Source organism: Gordonia soli NBRC 108243 (assembly GCF_000334455.1).
Classification (GTDB): domain Bacteria; phylum Actinomycetota; class Actinomycetes; order Mycobacteriales; family Mycobacteriaceae; genus Gordonia; species Gordonia soli.
In genome coordinates, this window is sequence record NZ_BANX01000008.1 from 169,752 (window position 1) to 188,449 (window position 18,698).

An 18,698-nucleotide genomic window follows, 5' to 3' on the forward strand; every position below is an offset into this window, starting at 1 on the left:
TGGCGCCGCGCCGACGCCGGTGGTGTCCCGACGTCAGCCACCGACGATGATCACGACGGCGATCAATACTGCCACCACCACTATCGCAGCGATGACGCCCAGCACGGGCAGCGGTCCGGGTAACTCGCCGTCGGTCTCCAGGGCAGCGGCCGTCCGGCGCCAGCGATACGCACCGAGAAGCGCGATCCCGGCGCCGACGACGACCATCAGCAGACCGGCACCCAGCTCGAGTGCTGGGTGGAGTTCCTGCGGCGCGATGAAGACGATCCCGACCCCTCCGGCCATGAACCCGAGCGCGGTGCGGATCCAGGCGAGCACGGTTCGTTCGGCGGCCAGGGTGAAGCGGGCATCCACGGGATGGCGACGCACCGCTTCGTGCGCCGGCGCGTCGGTCGTCTGGATCTGATCGGCGGGCCCGTCCCCAGGGGACTCAGCCGGCCCGCTGGTCCTTCCGGTGGTCAGCGTCCTTGGCCTCTCGGATCGCGCGGGTGGCGAAGGCAGCGGTCGCCTGGATGGCGTTGAGCGTCTCCGGGTGCCGCGCTCCCAGCACCGGGAACGCGTGCACCTGCCACGAGTAGCTGTGGGCGACCGCCTCGACACCGGCATCGTCCAGGAGCTCGACGAGTTCGATGACGTCGGGTTCCAGCATCTCACCCTCGGCCGTGATGATGATGGTGGGCGGGAACTTCGCGGGATCGATCTCTTGCACGCGGCGTCGGCCCGACAGCGGTATCGGCCCCTTGTCGAACTGCGGCGCCAGGCGGGCCATCTTTCCCTTGGGCAGGTAGGCGTCGGACTTGCTGGATCGGTCCGGGTTGGTGCCCAGGTCGAGGTCGAGGAGCGGCGAGAAACCGACGAAGGCGGTCGGGCGCGGCAGACCCTGTTCGGCTGCGGCCTCGACGATCTTGGCGGCCAGGTATCCGCCTGCCGAGTCGCCGGCGACCACGACGTGACGGTAGCCGCGATCATGGATCAGCTCGCGATAGGCATCGACGGCATCGACGACCGAGGTGCCGACTCCTGCACTGGGCAGCTGGCGGTACTCCAGCGAGAACACGGGCAGCTCGAGCGACTTGGAGAGTCGGGCCGCGATGGATCGGTGGGTGCCGAGACCGCACACGACGAACGCGCCACCGTGCAGGTAGAGGACGGCCGTGTCGCTGTCGCGGCGCGACGGCCCGGTCGGCATGGCCAGCTCGACGGGACGACCACCGAGGGTCATCTGCTCACGGACCACACCCTTGGGGCTGGGTCCCACGGCGAAGAATCGGTCGATGAGGAACAGTCCCGCCAGACCTGCGCGGTTGATCGGCCACAGCGCGAGCGTGGGCTTGAGGATCAGGCGAGCGCCGAGCCACATCGGGTACGACACCAGGCTGGGCCTGCGGTGATGGACTATCGGCATCTCTCGCTCCTCTCCCGACCGTCGCGCCCTACCGGTTCGGAAGGCGTATCTGGTGCGAAGCTACACCGCCCGGACCACGGAATCCGCACTATCGGCCAGGTTTCGCGGGACAGCTCACCGGTCGGAGAGGGCGGAGACCCACGACACTGATTGTTCACATGCGTCCCAGATACTGCTATCCCGATTTGGCTAGATTTACTCGTGTCGAGGAAAGGATGTCGGTGTCGCGTGCCCATACCTGCTGAATTCCTGCTGTCATCGCAGGCCAGCGACCCGCGGACGTTGTGCGACGTCCTCGACGAGTCGGCTCGACTCAGCCCGGATGCACCGGCGATCGACGATGGTGATCAGGCTCTCACGTACTCGGAGCTCCTCGCCCTCGTGCGACGTGGCGCACAGTGGCTGGCCGATGCCGGGGTCGGGCGTGGCAGCCGGGTCGGCATCCGGATGCCGTCGGGGACCCGACACCTCTATCTCGCCATCTTGTCGGCGATCTACGCAGGTGCCGCGTATGTCCCGGTGGATGCCGACGACCCCGACGAGCGCGCCGAGCTGGTCTTCGGCGAGGCAGGCGTGGACGCGATCATCGACGCGTCGGGTACCTCGGTCGTCGTCGAGCGCGACGCGAGAGAACTGCAGCGACCCACCGTCGACGACGACGCCTGGATCATCTTCACCTCGGGCTCGACCGGCACCCCCAAGGGCGTCGCGGTCACCCACCGCAACGCGGCCGCCTTCGTCGACGCCGAGGCCCGACTATTCCTGCAGGCCGACCCGATCGGGCCCAGCGACCGCGTCCTCGCCGGACTCTCGGTGGCCTTCGACGCGTCGTGCGAGGAGATGTGGCTCGCATGGCGCAACGGCGGCTGCCTGGTCCCCGCGCCGCGCGCACTCGTGCGCAGCGGCATGGATCTCGGACCCTGGCTGGTGCAGCGCGACATCACCGTCGTCTCCACCGTGCCGACGCTCGCATCCCTGTGGCCGTCGGAGGCGCTGGAGGCGGTGCGGCTGTTGATCTTCGGTGGCGAGGCCTGCCCGCCCGAACTCGCCGACCGGCTCGCCACCGGCGAGCGGGAGGTGTGGAACACCTACGGTCCCACCGAGGCGACCGTTGTCGCGTGTGCCGCTCCCCTCGGCGGCGGAGGACCGGTCCGGATCGGATTGCCGCTGCTCGGCTGGGATCTGGCGGTGGTCGGCCCCGACGGTCAGCCGGTCGCCGACGACGAGGTCGGCGAGTTGGTCATCGGCGGTGTCGGGCTCGCGCGCTACCTCGACCCCGCGAAGGACGCCGAGAAGTACGCGCCGATGCCCACACTCGGCTGGGAACGCGCCTATCGCAGCGGCGATCTGGTGCGCAACGATCCCGCCGGCCTCGTGTTCATGGGCCGCGCCGACGACCAGGTGAAGGTCGGCGGCCGACGCATCGAACTCGGCGAGATCGACAACGCACTCCAGCAACTGCCCGGGGTGCGCGGGGCCGCCGCGGCGGTCCGCAAGTCCGCGGCGGGCAACTCGGTGCTCGTGGGCTACGTGGTGTCCGCGGATCCGGAGTTCGACGTCGCCGCCGCGCACGCCGCGCTCACCGAACGCCTTCCCGCGCCGATGGTCCCGCGCCTGGTGCTCGTCGACGAGCTCCCCACCCGCACGTCAGGAAAGGTCGACCGCAACGCGTTGCCGTGGCCGCTGCCGAGTTCGGGTGGCGATGACGACGACCACGACCTGACCGAAGAGGAGGCCTGGCTCGCCGAGCGCTGGACCGAGGTCCTCGGCGTCCGGGTCACCGATCCCGACACCGACTTCTTCGCCGAGGGCGGCGGTTCGCTGGCCGCCGCCCAGCTGGTCACCGCGGTCCGTGAACGTCACCCCGAGGTGACCGTCGCCGACCTGTACGACCATCCGCGGTTGGGCTCGCTCGCCGAGTTGCTGTCCGAGCGGACACGTCCGACCGACATCGAGGCGCGCGACGTCCGACCGACACCGCGCCGCGCGGGACTCACCCAACTCGCGTTGTCCGTCCCGCTCACCACGCTCACCGGTCTGCAGTGGGCCACCTGGCTCGGCATCGCCAACAACATCGGCATCGCGATCGTCAACACCAGCGGACACTCCGTCCCGTGGCTGGTCCACGTGGACTGGTGGGTGCTGATCGCGGCCTTCCTCGTATTCATCACGCCGCCCGGCCGGATGCTGATCGCGGCGGCCGGGACCCGACTGCTCCTCGGGCGGCTCCAACCAGGCGACCATCCGCGCGGCGGCAGTGTCCACCTGCGACTCTGGGTGGCCGAACGCCTGCTGGATGCCAGTGGCGCGGCCAATCTCTCGGGCGCGCCGTGGATGATCTACCTCGCCCGGGCACTCGGGGCGACCATCGGCCGTGGCGTCGACCTGCACACCATCCCGCCCGTCACCGGCCTCATCACCATCGGCGACGGCGCATCGGTGGAGCCCGAAGTGGATATTGCGGGCTGGTGGATCGACGGGGACGTCGTCCGCGTCGGCGAGATCGTCATCAAACGCAATGCCTCGATCGGTGCCCGCTCGACGTTGGCGCCCGGGTCGGTGGTCGGTCGCGACGCAGAGGTCGACCCCGGTTCCGCAGTCTTCGGTCGGGTGAAGGCCGGTCAGCGGTGGGCCGGTTCACCGGCCGCCAAGATCGGCAAGGCCGAGCGTCCGTGGCCGCAGACGCGTCCGCCTCGGCGTACGGTCTGGGTCCCGATCTTCGGACTCTCGTCGCTGGCGCTGGCCGCGATCCCGCTGCTGTCGCTGGCCGCCGGCCTCGCGGTCATCGGATCGTGGGCGCTGCACGCCGACCGACTGCGCGACGTCGGCATCCGGGCGCTGATCCTGCTGCCGGCTGCCACCGTGACCAGCCTGGTCGTGTTCGCCGCCGTCACCGCGATCCTCGTCCGACTGCTGGCCATCGGCCTGCGCACCGGCTACTACCCGGTGCGCTCGCGGGTGGGCTGGCAGGTCTGGATGACCGAACGGCTGCTCGACGCGGCGCGCACCTACCTGTTCCCGCTGTACGCGAGCCTGCTGACCCCCTGGTGGTTCCGCATCCTCGGCGCCAAGGTCGGTGTGGGGACCGAGATCTCGACCGCGTTGGTCCTGCCGAAGTTCACCACCATCGGCGACGGGGCGTTCCTGGCCGACGACACCATGGTCGCGTCCTACGAGCTCGGTGGCGGCTGGCTGCACATCGACGACGCCAAGATCGGCAAGCGATCGTTCCTCGGCAACTCGGGGATGACCGGTCCGGGCCGAAAGGTTCCCAAGAACAGCCTGGTCGCGGTGCTGTCGGCGACTCCGGAACGCGCCAAGTCGGGATCGAGCTGGCTCGGTAGCCCACCGGTTCGACTGCGGCGCACAGCGTCCGAGGCCGACACCTCGCGGACCTTCGATCCGCCGGTGCGGCTCAAGGTGGCCCGCGCGATCGTCGAGACACTGCGGATCGTGCCGGTGATCGTGTCGTTCGGCCTGGGCGTGTTCATGCTGCTCGGCCTGCAGTACATCGCCACCCAGGCGAACTACTGGGTGGCTGCGCTGGTCAGCGGACTGTTGCTGCTGGTGGCCGGGGCCGCGGCCTGCTGCATCGCGGCCGCGGCGAAGTGGATCGTGGTCGGCCGCATCGACGTGTCGGAACATCCGCTGTGGAGTTCGTTCGTCTGGCGCAACGAGTTGTCGGATGCCTTCGTCGAGACCGTGGCGGCGCCCTGGTTCGCCAATGCGGCCACCGGGACACCGATCCTCAACGTCTGGCTGCGAATGCTCGGTGCCCGCATCGGACGGGGCGTCTGGTGCGAGACGTACTGGCTGCCGGAGGCCGATCTGGTCGAGCTCGGCGACGGCGCGACCGTCCAACGCGGCTGCGTCGTCCAGACACATCTGTTCCACGATCGTGTGATGGCGATGGATCGGGTGGTCCTCGGCGCCGGCGCGACACTCGGCCCGCATTGCGTCGCGCTGCCCGCATCGGGGCTGGGCGACAGCGCGACCGTCGGGCCGGCATCGCTGGTCATGCGCGGCGACGTGGTCCCCGCCCACACGCGGTGGCAGGGCAACCCCATCGCGCCCTGGCGTCGCTGATCCCCGATCTTCCCGGTGCGCAACGACTCCGGGAGTCGCCCGGCACCACGGGGTCCGGGTGGTGCGGAACCGGATGGACGAGAGCACTCGGCCGGCCACCCCTGACTGGGATGGCCGGCCGATGCGTGCGTGATGCGTGTGTCAGTCGACGACGGCGTTCCGGTTCCGCCTGCGGAACACATAATGGTCGGCCGCGGCACCACCGGCCTGGGCGATACCCACCGCCAGCAGACCCGCGATCAGGGCGAGCGGCAACTCGTAGCCACCGTCGGCGTTCCAGAACCCGGCGTCCCAGTGCGCGTAGATGATCGCGCCGATCATGTCGAGGATGAGCAGCAGGGAGACCAGTGGCAGCAGGAGGCCGAGGATGAGCAGGATGCCACCGATGAACTCCACCCACGTCGCGTACTGCGCCGCGAGACCGGGGGCCGGGATGCCCATCGCGTCGAAACCCTTCTCGACGTTGCTGATCCCGTTGGTGTGCAGTTTCTGCCAACCGTGTGCGATGAAGATGATCCCGAGGATGAGCCGTGCCGCGAAGAGCGCCACACTCCGGATGCCGAACATGTCAGTTCCTTCCGTTTGGTCAACCGCGTCAGTGTAAGCGGACCTTGGTCCGGTTAACAACCGCACCAGCCTCGGGCCTCACCGCGAGGTGCTCCCCGACTCCGGCAGGTAACCTAAGTGTCCGCGACACCGGTCGTCTGCGTGGCGATTCCATCCGCGCGATTCGCATCGGTGTCCCGCCGACGACCTCGGGTGGCGGGGAGCGTCGAGCCGACGGCGCCACCAGCGACATCGAACATCATCCACCTGCGAGCGAGGGAGAACACGTGCCGGGAAAGTCGGGCAGGCGTCCGCTCGGCCAGCCTCTACTCGGTGCACCCGCCGACGGCATCGACCCCTACCTGCCGAAGAACGGCAACCTGGGCTACCGCATCTCGCGCTACGACCTGGAACTCGAGTACAAGGTGTCGAGCAACCGACTCGCCGGCGACGCCACGCTGACCGCGACGTCCTACAACGAGCTGCGGCGCTTCACCCTCGACCTCGCATCGACGATGAAGGTGGCCCGGGTCCTCGTGAACGGCAGCCGCGCCCGCCATTCCCATCGGGGCGCGAAGTTGTCGGTGACACCCGCCGATCCCATCCCGCCCGGCGGTGCGATGACCATCGAGGTCCGCTATTCCGGCTCGCCCCGACCGATCCGCGGTCCGTGGGGTGAGGTCGGCTGGGAGGAGCTGACCGAGGGATCGCTGTGCGCGAACCAGCCCAACGGTGCCGCCTCGTGGTTCCCCTGCGACGACCACCCGAGCGCGAAGGCGCCGTATCGGATCTCCATCACCACCGACAGCCCCTACCACGCCCTCGCCAACGGCGTCCTCAAGTCCAAGCGCACGCGGGCGAGCCAGACGACCTGGGACTACCACCAGGACGAGCCGATGCCCACCTACCTGGCATCGATCCAGATCGGCGACTATCGGACGAAGTCGTTGGCCACCAAGCCCATTCCGGTGGACGCCCTCCTCCCGGCCCGATTGACCCGGGAGTTCGACGTCGACTTCGGCCGGCAGGTCCAGATGATCGAGGCCTTCGTCGAGATGTTCGGCCCCTACCCCTTCCCGCGCTACACCGTGGTGGTCACCGACGACGAGCTCGACATCCCGATCGAGGCGCAGTCGTTCTCCACCTTCGGGGCCAACCATTGTGACGGCACTCAGGATTCGGAGCGACTGGTCGCCCACGAGCTCGCACACCAGTGGTTCGGGAACTCGGTGACGCTCGAACGCTGGCGGGACATCTGGCTGCACGAGGGGTTCGCCTGCTATGCGGAGTGGCTGTGGAGTCAACACTCCGGCGGTCCGAGCGCCGACGAGCTCGCCCGGTACCACCACGATCAGCTCGCCCAGGACACCGTCGAGGAGTCGCTGGCCGATCCCGGGCCGCGGAACATGTTCGACGACTGGGTCTACAAGCGGGGCGCCATCACCCTGCACGCTCTCCGACTGGCCATCGGCGACGGCAATTTCTTCGCACTGCTGCATCGCTGGACCGACAAGTATCGCTACGGGTCGGTGACCACCGAGGACTTCATCTCGCTGGCAGCCAATTTCGCGTCCACACCGCTGGGACCGCTGTGGGACCGGTGGCTGTTCACACCCGAGCTGCCGGCCTTTCCGGAGCCGTCGCCCACCCCGAGATGACCGGACCCCTGGGATCCGGACCGGTGACCCCGGACGCCGACGTCCCGGCGGCGTCCGGGGTCACCGGCGGTGCCATCGGTCGGGTCACCATCGCGACGGCAGTCGCTGCGGTGTCGGGGTACCTGGTCCTGTTGCTGGCCGCACGACATCTGGGCGCAGCTGGCTACGGCGCCTTCGCCGTCTTCTGGGCCGCGTACGGCATGGTCACCGGCGCGCAGAACGGACAACTCCAGGAGACCACCCGGTCCGTCCGCGCCGGCAGTTCCGCGGAGCCGGGCACCGTGACCGTCGATGCGCCGGTCACCGCGCGCCCTCTGGTGATCAACACGGTCATCGGCCTCGGACTCGCCCTGCTCGTACTGGCCACCGCGCCGCTGTGGTCCGGTCGCCTGGTCGACGACGACCGCGCACTGTCGGTGGGACTCCTCGCCGTCGGTGTCGCGAGCTTCGCGGTCTACGCGCACCTGGCCGGAGCGTGCTCGGGAGCGATGTCCTGGAACGCCTTTGCGATCCTGCTGTCGGTCGACGCGATGATCCGGTTGGTGGGCGCCGTCCTGGCGGTGGCCCTCGGTGCGGGCCTCACCGCCTTCCTGGTCATCACGGTCGTCGGCTCGGTGTCCTGGATCGTGGTGGTGCTTGCCGTCCCGTCGGCACGTCGGGTGATCGGCCTCCACGCCGACGTCGGTCCGCGTCGTCTCGCGGCCAACACGCTCACCGCGATGGCCGCAGCCGCCGCCAGCGCGATCCTGGTGATGGGCTTCCCGGTTCTCATCGACCTGGTGGCCCGGCCAACGTCCGCCGATGCCGCGATCCTCGGTGCGGTCGTCCTCGCCGTGACGTTGACGCGCGCGCCGCTGCTGGTGCCGCTCAACAGCTTCCAGGGCGTCCTCATCGCCCGCTTCGTCGACCAGCGTGCGACGCCACTTCGTGCGCTGCGCATCCCGCTCGCCGCGGTCACCGCGATCGGTCTGGTCGGCGCGGTCGCCGCATGGGCGATCGGTCCGTGGTTGCTGCGCAGCGTGTTCGGGTCCGGATTCGACCTCGGCGGACTGACTGTCGGCGCACTCACCGTCGGCGCCACGACGCTGGCCGCACTCACCGTGACCGGTGCCGCGACGATCGCGGTCGGTGCACACCGGTGGTACGCGACAGGATGGTGGCTCGCCACCGGCGCATCCATCGCGCTCCTGGCGCTGCCGGTCGCGCTCACCACCGCGGTGTCGGTAGCCCTGATCGGCGGACCGGTCATCGGGATGACGGTCCATCTCGTGGCCGTCCTCGGCCGACGCCGCGTCACCTCGTCGGGTCATCCGGTCTGACGCGGTCTGTCCGGCCGACCGACCAGCCCCACAGCACCAACCACGTCGTCATCCCGCCGACCTGGATGCGTTGTGCGAGTCCCAGGCGGTAGTCACCCGACAAGTTGTCGGCAATCATCATCCAGACCGTCGTCAGCGCGACCACGGCGAAGACGACCGCGCCGACCACCCGCAGCAGCGGCCACCGACCGGACCGGAGGCTCGCCAGGGTCGCCGCGATCATCGTGGCGAAGATCGCGAACACCGCGATGGTGCTGGTGAGAGCGTGGACGTGATGCAGCTGCGGGAGGAGCCCACTCGGTTCGTACGGGCAGCCCGCGTCGATGCCCGGGATGCACTCGATGGGGAGCAGGGCGTCGGCCACGGTCGCCGCACCGAACACACCGACGGCGAGGACCGCGGTGGTCGCGAGTCGGCCGAGCACGATACGTCGAGGAAGCAGGAGCACGGCCGCCGCGATCATCGTGCAGACACCGGTGACGACGTCGCCGACCACATAGACCTCGCGATGGGGCCGTTGCGCGGCATCGAGTTCGCTGAGGAAGCTGTTGAGCGGGTCGAGTCGGTCCGGCCAGGCGAACTCGAGCACCCACGAGGAGTAGCAGAGGCCTGCGATCGCGACCAGGACGCCGGCGACGAGAAGCCGGATCGACGCCGATGACATCGCCACAGCTTAGCGTCGACGATCCAGCGCACCGGCTTGATCCGACAGTGCCCGCATCCGGCAGCGCGGGCGCCTACGCCCGATCCAGCAGAAAATCTGTACCAGGGAACGGACCCATCGACACTATGTCGACGACCGGCCTGCCACGTACAGAAATTCCGGAGACTTGACGGCCGATCCAGCGCCACGGAGCCGACAGGGTGGCGGTCGGCGACACCCGATCAGCGGCCGAGCAGTCCCGCGGTTCGGGCCAGCGTGCGATGCAGACGCGACGTCAGGTGCCAGCGGGCGGCGCGCGCCGCCCTGGGCCAGCCACGTTCGGTACACCGACGCGCCTCGCCGGCGAAGAAGGCGGTCTCCTCGTCGAAGCGCCGACCGTCGACGGCCTGCACCGACGACACCGACGCCTGATGCCGCCGGTAGCGGAAGACGACCGTCGGATCGTGGACGAGCGCATCGCCCCGCGCCGCGAGGTCGACGAGCAGGGCGAGGTCGAGGACCACCTCGAGCCCGGTGCGGAAACCGACCTCTCGGACCGCCGCGGTCCGCCAGAGCAGCGACGGGAAGTAGGTCCAGTTACCCCGATAGAGCCCGGCGGCCAGTTCCTCCCCCGACAACACGACCGCACCCGACGGCGCCAGGATCGACTTGATCCGGTCACCGACGGGGCGGATCGGTCGGCCGGCGGAGTCGATCACCTCCACTCCGGGAGCGACCACCGCGGCATCGGGATGCTCCGCGGCGGCCCGACGCACCGTCCCCAGATAGTCGGGCAGCATCTCGTCGTCGCAGCCCATCACCACGAAGTGGTCCGACTCGACCAGCTCGACGCACCGCCGGAAGTTGCCGTTGACGCCCAGATTGGTCTCGTTGCGCAGATAGCTGACCCGCGGATCGCCCAACGACAGGAGCCACTCGCGCGGCTCCGGGTCGGGGTAGCAATCGTCGACGACCACGAGCCGCAGATCGGTGTCACGCTGGTCGAGCACACTCGTCACCGCGGTCCGGAACTGTGCGATGTCGCCATAGAACGGCATCAACACGTCGATCGGCACGCGGATCAGCCTAGCCAACGGCTCGGTCGGGACCACCGGCCGTTATGGTTACCGGCATGGCAGAGGGCTCCACCGACCCCCGATCCGGGGACCGTGCATCGGTGGACAACTCCGACGTCTGGCTCGTCGTCCCGGTGTACAACGAGGCGTCTGTGATCGCCGACGTCGCGCGCCAGGCGGCTCAGACCTTCCCCAACATCGTCTGCGTCGACGACGGCAGCACCGACGACTCGGCAGCCGAGATCCTCGCCGCCGGAGTCCACCTCGTGCAGCACCCGGTGAATCTGGGGCAGGGCGCCGCGATCCAGACCGGCGTCGAGTACGCGCGGGCCCAGCCGGGCTCCAAGTACTTCGTCACCTTCGACGCCGACGGTCAGCACCGGGTTTCCGACGTCGTGGCGATGATCGACCGACTACGCGCCGAACCCGTCGACATCATCGTCGGCACCCGATTCGCCGACGGCCGCAGCGAGTCGGTGCCCATCGTGCGCCGGATCGCGCTGCGCACCATCGTCTTCCTCAGCCCGCGAACGCGGCGCCTCGGCCTGACCGACGCCCACAACGGTCTGCGGGTGTTCAACCGGACCGTCGCCGATCAACTCGACATCATCATGGCCGGCATGAGCCACGCATCCGAGTTCGTCGCGCTCATCGACCACCACAGCTGGCGTGTCGCCGAGCAACCGGTGACCATCCTCTACACCGAGTACTCACGGGCGAAGGGGCAGTCGCTGATCAACGGGGTCAACATCGTCGCCGACGGGCTGTTACACGGCCGGATGCGGAGATGAGCCGATGATCGCCATCCAGATCCTGCTGCTGCTCGCCGCCCTCGGCCTGGTGTGGTTCTTCGTCACCAATCGCGGCAACGCACGGGCGTCGGCCGGGGTCAAGATCCTCTTCGTCGTGTTCGTCGTCTTCGGCATCTACGCGATGCTGCGGCCGGACGACCTGACCACCGTCGCCAGTTGGGTCGGTGTCGGCCGCGGCACCGACCTCGTGCTCTACTGCCTGGTCATCGCATTCGCCTTCACCACGGTCGCGACGTATCTGCGATTCCGAGAGCTGGAGATCCGGTACACGCGCCTGGCCCGCGCGGTCGCGTTGGCCGAGGTCCGCCAGCGTGAGCAGTCGGCACAACCGGGTCAGTTCGGTCGGCCGGACGCGGCTCCGGACGAGACGCCGACGACCCCACGCCCGTCGGACGGGCCGGACCCGGACGCCTGACCTCCGGCAGCGGGCGGGTCGCGCTCGGTCACTTCGGCCCGCTCGCTGCGCTCCCGGCGCCCGGTCACATCGGCTCGCTCGCGGCGCTCCCGGCGCCCGGTCACATCGGCCCGCTCGCGGCGCTCCCGGCGCCGGCGCCTTACCAATCGGGCCCGCTCGCTGCGCTCCCGGCGCCCGGCGATCAGCGCGGCGGCGATCGCCAGCCCCAGCCCGACGACCGTCGTCGCGGTCAGTGGCTCGTCGAACATGACCGCTCCCCACACCGCGGTGACCGGGGCGATCGCGAACATCAGACTGTTCACCGGCGTCACGCCGATCCGCGCGAGCAAGAACCAGTACAGCCCGTAGCCGCCGAGGGTGGCGAACACGATCAGCCACACCATCGCGATCCAGAACCGACCGGATGCCGGGGGAGATGCGGTGCCGGTCGCGAGTGCCAGTCCGGTGAAGACGACCGCCGACACACAACAGTGGATCGACACGGCCACCGAGGCGGGCACCGACCTCGGTGCACGGCGTTCGATGAAGGTCGACGCGAGCAGCGCGGCCATCCCCGCCAGCGGGATGACGTACGCCCACAGCGGCGTCCGACCCGCCGCCGAGGTGGCGTCGGTCCAGCTGACCACGGCCACCCCGAAGAGTCCCAGCGCGAGCCCGACCCACTGTCCCCTGGTGACGACCGCGCCGAGCAACGGACCCACCAATGCCGCCGCGACGAGCGGTTGCACACCGTCGACCAGCGCCGTGGTGCCGGTGCTCACCCCCATCCCGATCGCCCAGTAGACGGTCACCACATAGGCCGCCTGCGAGAGCAGTCCGATCAGTACCTGCCTTCCCCACTCGGATCGGGACATCGGTCGGACACGTCGCCGACACCAGACGAGGATCACCGGCACCGCGATCGCGGCCAGGGGCAGGAACCGCCACATCAGCACAGTCGGTACGGGCGCATCCGCGGCGCCGAGCTTGGCACCGATGAAACCCGACGACCAGCAGATGACGAAGGTGACGGCGAGCAGCCCGATCACGACCTGCTCGCGCCTCGGCAAACCGATCACACGAGCCGAAGGTATACCGATCTGTTTACTCACCTGGTCGACTATACAGATCGGTTTACTTCACGGGTAGGATGGCGCCATGTTCGATCCGCTACCGCCGGAGCCACCTGCGCTGACCCCGAAGGCTCGAGCCATCCTCGATGCCGCATCGGAACTGTTCTACGAGAACGGCATCCATGCCGTGGGCGTCGACACCATCAGCGAACACGCGGGGGTCACCAAAAAGACCCTCTACGACCGCTTCGGTTCCAAGGACAGGCTGGTGGTCGCCTATCTGAACGAACGCGACCGGCTATGGCGCGGGTTCCTCGCAGACCATCGGACCGCGGCCGCTGCGTCGCCGTCGGCCCAGGTGGCGGCAGTCTTCACGGCGGCGTCCGAGTGGTCGCGCACCCGGGCTCCCCGGGGCTGCGCGACGATCAACGCGCGCGCCGAGATCACCTCACCCGAGCACCCCGCCTACGACGTGATCATCGAGCAGAAACGCTGGATGCTCGACCTGTTCCGGGGACTGGCAGCCGATGCCGGCGTCGACGACCCGTCGCTGGTGGCCGATCGGATCATGCTCCTACACGAGGGAGCACAGGTGAGCGCTGGTTTCGGCACCATCGCCGACCCGTTTGCCGAGGCGGGCGCGGCCGCGGTGGAGTTGCTGCGCTGAACCCGCGTCCTCGCAGCGACCTGTCGATTGGGCCCGCTCGCTGCGCTCGGTCACATCGGCCCGCTCGCTCCGCTCCCGGCGCCCGGCGGAAATTGGGCCCGCTCGCTCCGCTCCCGGCACCCGGCGGAAATTGGGCCCGCTCGCTCCGCTCCCGGCGCCCGGCGGAAATTGGGCCCGCTCGCTGCGCTCCCGGCGCCCGGGTGCGGTCAGTCGCGTTCGGCCAGGGATCGCAGGTAGCCGGTGACCTCGCGATGATCGGGCAGCAATCCCGACGCCTCGGCCGCCGCCAGGCTCGGCGCTGCGGTGTCCTTCGCCGACAGTTCGTACTCCAGTGGGACGCCATCGCGACCAGTGGTCGGCCAGTCGATCCCGAGAGCGGGATCGGTGGGATCGATGCCGTGTTCTCCGGACGGGTTGTAACCCGTCGAGCACAGGTAGGTGACCGTCGAGCCGTCGGCCAGCGAGAGGAACGCGTGCCCGAGGCCCTCGGAGAGATAGACCGCCCGCCGGTCGACGTCGTCGAGCAGGACGGTGTCGTGCATGCCGAAGGTCGGCGAGCCGACCCGGATGTCGACGATCACGTCCAGCACCGCACCGGACGGACAGGTCACGTACTTGGCCTGCCCCGGTGGGACGTCGGCGAAGTGCACGCCGCGCAACACGCCCGCAGCCGACACCGACAGGTTCATCTGGGCCAGCTCGAAAGGGTGGCCGATGGCTTCGCTCAGCACCGACGACTTGAACGCCTCGGTGAACAGCCCGCGGGCGTCGCCGTGCTGCACGGGGGTGATCTCCCACGCGCCGTCGATGGTCAGGGGTCGGATCTGCATGTCAGTGGCCCTTGCCGCGTTCGATGAGTCCGAGCAGGTAGTCGCCGTACCCGGATTTGCGCAGTTTCTCCGCGCGCGCCGCCAGCTCGGCGTCGTCGATGAACCCACGGCGCCAGGCGATCTCCTCCGGCACCGCGATCTTGAGCCCCTGACGCTGTTCGACGGTCCGGACGAAGTTGCCCGCGTCGAGCAGGGAATCGAAGGTGCCGGTGTCGAGCCAGGCCGTGCCACGAGGCAGGACGGTCACCGCGAGCCGCCCCTCGCGCAGGTAGTGCTGGTTGATGTCGGTGATCTCGTATTCGCCTCGCGCGCTGGGCTTCAGGTCGCGGGCGATCTCGATCACGTCGTTGTCGTAGAAGTACAGGCCGGGCACGGCATAGTTCGATCGCGGCGCAGTCGGCTTCTCCTCCAACGAGACCGCGGTCCCGGACTCGTCGAAATCGACCACACCGTAGGCGGTCGGGTCGGCCACCCAGTAGGCGAAGATCGCACCGCCGTCCACGTTCTCGAAGCCGGCCAACTTGCTGCCCAGCCCGGGTCCGTAGAAGATGTTGTCGCCCAGCACCAGCGCGACCGACTCGTCGCCGATGTGGTCGGCTCCCAGCACGAATGCCTGTGCCAGGCCGTCCGGCGACTCCTGCACCTTGTAGGTGATGTTCACGCCGAAGCGGTCACCGGTGCCCAGGAGTTCGGCGAAGGCCGCCTGGTCGTGCGGCGTGGTGATGACGAGGATGTCGCGGATCCCGGCCAGCATCAGCGTCGAGAGCGGGTAGTAGATCATCGGCTTGTCGTAGACCGGGACCAGCTGCTTGCTCACGCCCTGCGTGATCGGATGCAGCCGTGACCCTGTCCCACCGGCCAGAATGATGCCCCGCATGCGCTCAGCGTACGCATCTCACGGCCGTTCGTCGGGATGTACCCGGCTCGGTAGGCTGACCGGTGGCGATCGCGGCTGCGGACCGCCACGATCGTCCGACCGCGGCGGTCACGAGCGAGGAAGAGAGGTTCGGCGATGCGCGTCCTGGTGACCGGCGGCGCCGGTTTCATCGGTGCCAACTTCGTGCTGCGGACCCTGGAGCAGCGGCCCGACGTCGAGATCACCGTCCTCGACAAACTCACCTATGCGGCCAATCCGTCGACCCTGGCGACGCTCGGCGAACGTATCTCGCTGGTAGAGGGTGACGTCGCCGATGCGGTGATCGTCGATCGCCTGGTCGCCGACCACGACCTCGTCGTGCACTTCGCCGCGGAGTCGCACAACGACAACTCGCTCGCCGATCCGTCGCAGTTCGTGCACACCAACCTGGTGGGGACGTACACGCTGCTCGAGGCTGTCCGCGCCCACGGCGTGCGCTACCACCACATCAGCACCGACGAGGTCTACGGCGATCTCGAGCTCGACGATCCGGGGCGGTTCACCGAGGCGACGCCGTACAACCCGTCCAGCCCCTACAGTTCCACCAAGGCCGGCTCCGACCTCCTGGTCCGAGCCTGGGTGCGGTCCTTCGGATTGCGCGCGACGATCTCCAACTGCTCCAACAACTACGGGCCGTACCAGCACGTCGAGAAGTTCATCCCCCGCCAGATCACCAACGTGCTCAACGGGATCCGTCCTCGCCTCTACGGCGACGGCCGCAATGTCCGCGACTGGATCCACGTCGACGACCACAACGATGCCGTGTGGGCGATCATCGACCGCGGCGAGATCGGCGAGACCTACCTCATCGGCGCGGACGGCGAGGTCGACAACCGGACCGTCGTCGAGACCATCCTCGAGGTGCTCGGACAGCCGGCCGACGCCTTCGACTTCGTCACCGACCGCCCCGGCCACGATCGCCGATACGCGATCGACTCGACCCGCCTGCGCACCGAACTCGGCTGGCAGCCGTCGTATCTCGACTTCCGCGCCGGACTGTCGGCGACCGTCGACTGGTATCGCGACAACACCGAGTGGTGGCAGCAGACCAAGGTCGGGGTCGAGCAGGGCTACGCGGCCACCGAGAAGGTCATCGGCTGACCTCCTCGACCGCTGGTCATCGCGCTGCCGGGACATTCCGACGGCGAACGACCCGCCGTCAGCCGGCCGGAACAATCGCCCGCAGGAACCCCAGCTGGTCGGCGACGACCTTCTCGAACGCTTCGCCGCCACCGTCGGCGTCGGGGTAGATGTCGAAGTGTCCGACCGGGTACCGGATCATCCGGGCGTTGAGTGATCTGTCGACGTACCGCACCGTGGTACGCGGAGGGGCGACCGTGTCCCGGTCGCAGACGCACACCAGTGTCGGCGCGGACACGTGCCGCAGTGCGCGTCCCGGGAAGTGCAGTGGCACGGCCAATCCGACCCGGGCGGCGACCTCGTTGGCGAAGTCCAGTTCGTCGGGGACCAGCGGTAGGTAGCCGGGGACGGCGTCGGGTGCCGACATCAGGGCGGCGGACCCCGGTGGGCCGGCGAGCGCGACGGTCACCGGGGCGCGGCCGAACACCGAACCGGCGAGGTCGGCGATGGCGCGGGCGGTCACCTTGGCACCGGAGACCGGACCGAGCGCGAGCGTCGAGGCGATGCCGTCGGTGAACGGACACTGCGCGACCACCGCCGCGACGCGGCCGTCGCGACGTCCCGCGATCATCACGTGTCCGCCACCGAACGACGTGCCCCACAAGACGACCTTGGTCGGGTCGACCCCGGGGACCGATCGCGCATACGCGATGGCGGCGGCCCAGTCGTCGAGCTGTCGGCTGATCGACAGCAGTTGCCGCGGCTGTCCATCGCTGTCGCCGAAGTGTCGGTAGTCGAAGACCAGGCAGGCGTAGCCGGCGGCGGTGAATCGTTCCGCGAACACGTCCAGGCGCATCCGTCGCACCGCTCCGAGCCCGTGGCCCATCACGATGATCGGGACGTCCACACCATCCGTCGGTCGGTACAACCAGGCCCGACACGTCGTCCCCGACGAATCGAACTCGACGTCACTGCGCTCACTCATGTCTCCCCCTTCGACACCGGACTCTCGACAACGGTCAACGTACCAATTGGCAGTGGCGTTGAACACAGCGCGGAATCAGCACGTGTGGAGAACCGGGGTCTCGATCAGCGGCCCGGCCGCCCACATGATCCGTTCAGCTCCTCGGATGCATCGCCACAGCGTCGGCATCTACCGTGGTGCCCATGCGTGTTCTCGTCAGCGGCGGTGCCGGATACATCGGGTCCCATACAGTCGTCCGCCTGGTGGAGGCGGGTCACGAGGTCGTCGTGGTCGACGACTTCAGCAACGCCAAACCCACGGTCGTCAACCGACTCGAGAGCCTGACCGGCGCCTCGATCCCGGTCCACGCGATAGACCTCACCGACGTCGACAAGACCGCCCACCTCTTCGCGCACGAGCAGATCGACGCGGTGATCCATTTCGCGGGATACAAGGCAGTCGGCGAGTCCGTCGCGAAGCCGCTGGACTACTACCAGAACAACCTCGACTCCACGTTCTCGCTGGTGCGCGCGATGGAACGGCACGGAGTGCACCGATTGGTGTTCTCGTCGTCGGCGACCGTCTACGGCGCCGAGCCGGCCCTGCCGATGACCGAGGACCTGCCGACGTCGGCGACGAATCCGTACGGCTGGACGAAGGTCATGATCGAGCAGGTGCTCCGCGACGTCGCCGCGAGTGACGACCGGTGGCGGATCGCCGCACTGCGCTACTTCAACCCGGTCGGCGCGCATCCGAGCGGCCAGATCGGCGAGGACCCCAGCGGCATCCCGAACAACCTGATGCCGTTCGTGGCTCAAGTGGCCGTGGGCAGGCGCGACAAGTTGTCGGTGTTCGGCGACGACTACGACACCCCGGACGGCACCGGCGTGCGCGACTACATCCACGTCGACGACTTGGCGGCCGGCCACGTCGCCGCACTGGACCGCATCAGCGCCGGCACCGACCCGATCTCGATCTGGAATCTCGGTACCGGACAGGGCGTCTCGGTGCTGGAGGTGGTCCGCGCATTCTCCCGGGCCAGCGGGCGGGAGATCCCCTACGAGGTCGCCGCCCGCCGCCCCGGGGACATCGCCGCGTCGTACGCCGATCCGACGCGCGCCAACGCCGAGTTGAACTGGTTCGCGCACAAGACGATCGACGACATGTGCGTCGACACCTGGCGCTGGCAGTCGGAGAACCCGAACGGCTACCCCGACGCCTGATCTGCC

At 68.9% G+C, this 18,698-nt stretch carries 17 protein-coding genes; 8 read left to right on the top strand and 9 right to left on the bottom strand.

The genetic code is table 11. The features are described from left to right. Window positions 1-33 precede the first annotated feature (33 nt). A complete protein-coding gene (locus tag GS4_RS06800; protein ID WP_007618858.1) occupies window positions 34-369 on the bottom strand; it encodes a YidH family protein in 336 nt (111 codons plus the stop codon). Window positions 370-430: 61 nt separating this feature from the next. Then, the gene (locus GS4_RS06805; protein WP_007618867.1) at window positions 431-1,405 is read right to left on the bottom strand and encodes an alpha/beta hydrolase; all 975 of its coding nucleotides are present in this window, start codon (window positions 1,403-1,405) and stop codon (window positions 431-433) included. 228 nt (window positions 1,406-1,633) lie between these two features. Between GS4_RS06805 and GS4_RS06810 the strand changes: the two genes are divergently transcribed. After that, entirely contained in the window at window positions 1,634-5,491 is a 3,858-nt protein-coding gene (locus GS4_RS06810) for a Pls/PosA family non-ribosomal peptide synthetase (protein ID WP_007618870.1), read from the top strand. Window positions 5,492-5,632: 141 nt separating this feature from the next. On the opposite strand, the gene GS4_RS06815 is transcribed toward GS4_RS06810, so the two are convergent. Further along, entirely contained in the window at window positions 5,633-6,058 is a 426-nt protein-coding gene (locus tag GS4_RS06815; RefSeq protein ID WP_007618872.1) for a DoxX family protein, read from the bottom strand. Between the two features lie 266 nt (window positions 6,059-6,324). Between GS4_RS06815 and GS4_RS06820 the strand changes: the two genes are divergently transcribed. Both GS4_RS06820 and GS4_RS06825 read left to right on the top strand, forming a co-directional pair. Next, window positions 6,325-7,695 carry a M1 family metallopeptidase gene (locus GS4_RS06820; protein ID WP_007618873.1) on the top strand — a complete coding sequence of 457 codons (1,371 nt, stop codon included), beginning with the start codon at window positions 6,325-6,327 and terminating at the stop codon, window positions 7,693-7,695. Next, the gene (locus tag GS4_RS06825; RefSeq protein ID WP_007618874.1) at window positions 7,692-9,014 is read left to right on the top strand and encodes a polysaccharide biosynthesis protein; all 1,323 of its coding nucleotides are present in this window, start codon (window positions 7,692-7,694) and stop codon (window positions 9,012-9,014) included. The genes GS4_RS06820 and GS4_RS06825 overlap by 4 nt, the downstream gene beginning before the upstream one ends. Here GS4_RS06825 and GS4_RS06830 read toward each other — a convergent pair. Next, window positions 8,989-9,678: a DUF998 domain-containing protein gene (locus GS4_RS06830; RefSeq protein WP_007618875.1), complete on the bottom strand. Its 690-nt coding sequence runs from the start codon at window positions 9,676-9,678 to the stop codon at window positions 8,989-8,991. The genes GS4_RS06825 and GS4_RS06830 overlap by 26 nt on opposite strands. A gap of 221 nt (window positions 9,679-9,899) precedes the next feature. Beyond that, window positions 9,900-10,733, bottom strand: coding sequence for a glycosyltransferase family 2 protein (locus GS4_RS06835; protein WP_040509746.1), 834 nt, complete (start codon window positions 10,731-10,733; stop codon window positions 9,900-9,902). Between the two features lie 56 nt (window positions 10,734-10,789). Between GS4_RS06835 and ppgS the strand changes: the two genes are divergently transcribed. After that, a complete protein-coding gene (gene ppgS, locus GS4_RS06840) occupies window positions 10,790-11,524 on the top strand; it encodes a polyprenyl-phospho-N-acetylgalactosaminyl synthase PpgS (protein ID WP_051989639.1) in 735 nt (244 codons plus the stop codon). 4 nt (window positions 11,525-11,528) lie between these two features. Further along, window positions 11,529-11,960, top strand: coding sequence for a DUF2304 domain-containing protein (locus GS4_RS06845; protein ID WP_007618878.1), 432 nt, complete (start codon window positions 11,529-11,531; stop codon window positions 11,958-11,960). Here the strand turns inward: GS4_RS06845 and GS4_RS06850 are convergent. Then, entirely contained in the window at window positions 11,879-13,018 is a 1,140-nt protein-coding gene (locus GS4_RS06850) for a DMT family transporter (RefSeq protein ID WP_157226536.1), read from the bottom strand. The two genes, GS4_RS06845 and GS4_RS06850, sit on opposite strands and share 82 nt — an antisense overlap. A 79-nt stretch (window positions 13,019-13,097) precedes the next feature. On the opposite strand from GS4_RS06850, the gene GS4_RS06855 reads away from it, so the two are divergent. Further along, the gene (locus tag GS4_RS06855) at window positions 13,098-13,679 is read left to right on the top strand and encodes a TetR/AcrR family transcriptional regulator (protein ID WP_007618881.1); all 582 of its coding nucleotides are present in this window, start codon (window positions 13,098-13,100) and stop codon (window positions 13,677-13,679) included. Window positions 13,680-13,885: 206 nt separating this feature from the next. Here the strand turns inward: GS4_RS06855 and GS4_RS06860 are convergent, their stop codons facing one another. Both GS4_RS06860 and rfbA read right to left on the bottom strand, forming a co-directional pair. Beyond that, on the bottom strand, window positions 13,886-14,509 hold the full coding sequence (locus GS4_RS06860) for a dTDP-4-dehydrorhamnose 3,5-epimerase family protein (RefSeq protein ID WP_007618882.1): 624 nt from the start codon (window positions 14,507-14,509) through the stop codon (window positions 13,886-13,888). 1 nt (window position 14,510) lies between these two features. Continuing rightward, complete coding sequence (rfbA, locus tag GS4_RS06865) at window positions 14,511-15,386, bottom strand: glucose-1-phosphate thymidylyltransferase RfbA (protein ID WP_007618883.1); 876 nt, start codon at window positions 15,384-15,386, stop codon at window positions 14,511-14,513. Between the two features lie 135 nt (window positions 15,387-15,521). On the opposite strand from rfbA, the gene rfbB reads away from it, so the two are divergent. Continuing rightward, window positions 15,522-16,526, top strand: coding sequence for a dTDP-glucose 4,6-dehydratase (gene rfbB, locus GS4_RS06870; RefSeq protein WP_007618884.1), 1,005 nt, complete (start codon window positions 15,522-15,524; stop codon window positions 16,524-16,526). 58 nt (window positions 16,527-16,584) lie between these two features. On the opposite strand, the gene GS4_RS06875 is transcribed toward rfbB, so the two are convergent. After that, the gene (locus tag GS4_RS06875; RefSeq protein ID WP_007618885.1) at window positions 16,585-17,490 is read right to left on the bottom strand and encodes an alpha/beta hydrolase; all 906 of its coding nucleotides are present in this window, start codon (window positions 17,488-17,490) and stop codon (window positions 16,585-16,587) included. Between the two features lie 182 nt (window positions 17,491-17,672). Here GS4_RS06875 and galE point away from each other — a divergent pair, with 182 nt between their 5' ends. After that, window positions 17,673-18,692: a UDP-glucose 4-epimerase GalE gene (gene galE / locus GS4_RS06880; RefSeq protein WP_007618886.1), complete on the top strand. Its 1,020-nt coding sequence runs from the start codon at window positions 17,673-17,675 to the stop codon at window positions 18,690-18,692. The last annotated feature ends 6 nt before the right edge of the window (window positions 18,693-18,698 follow it).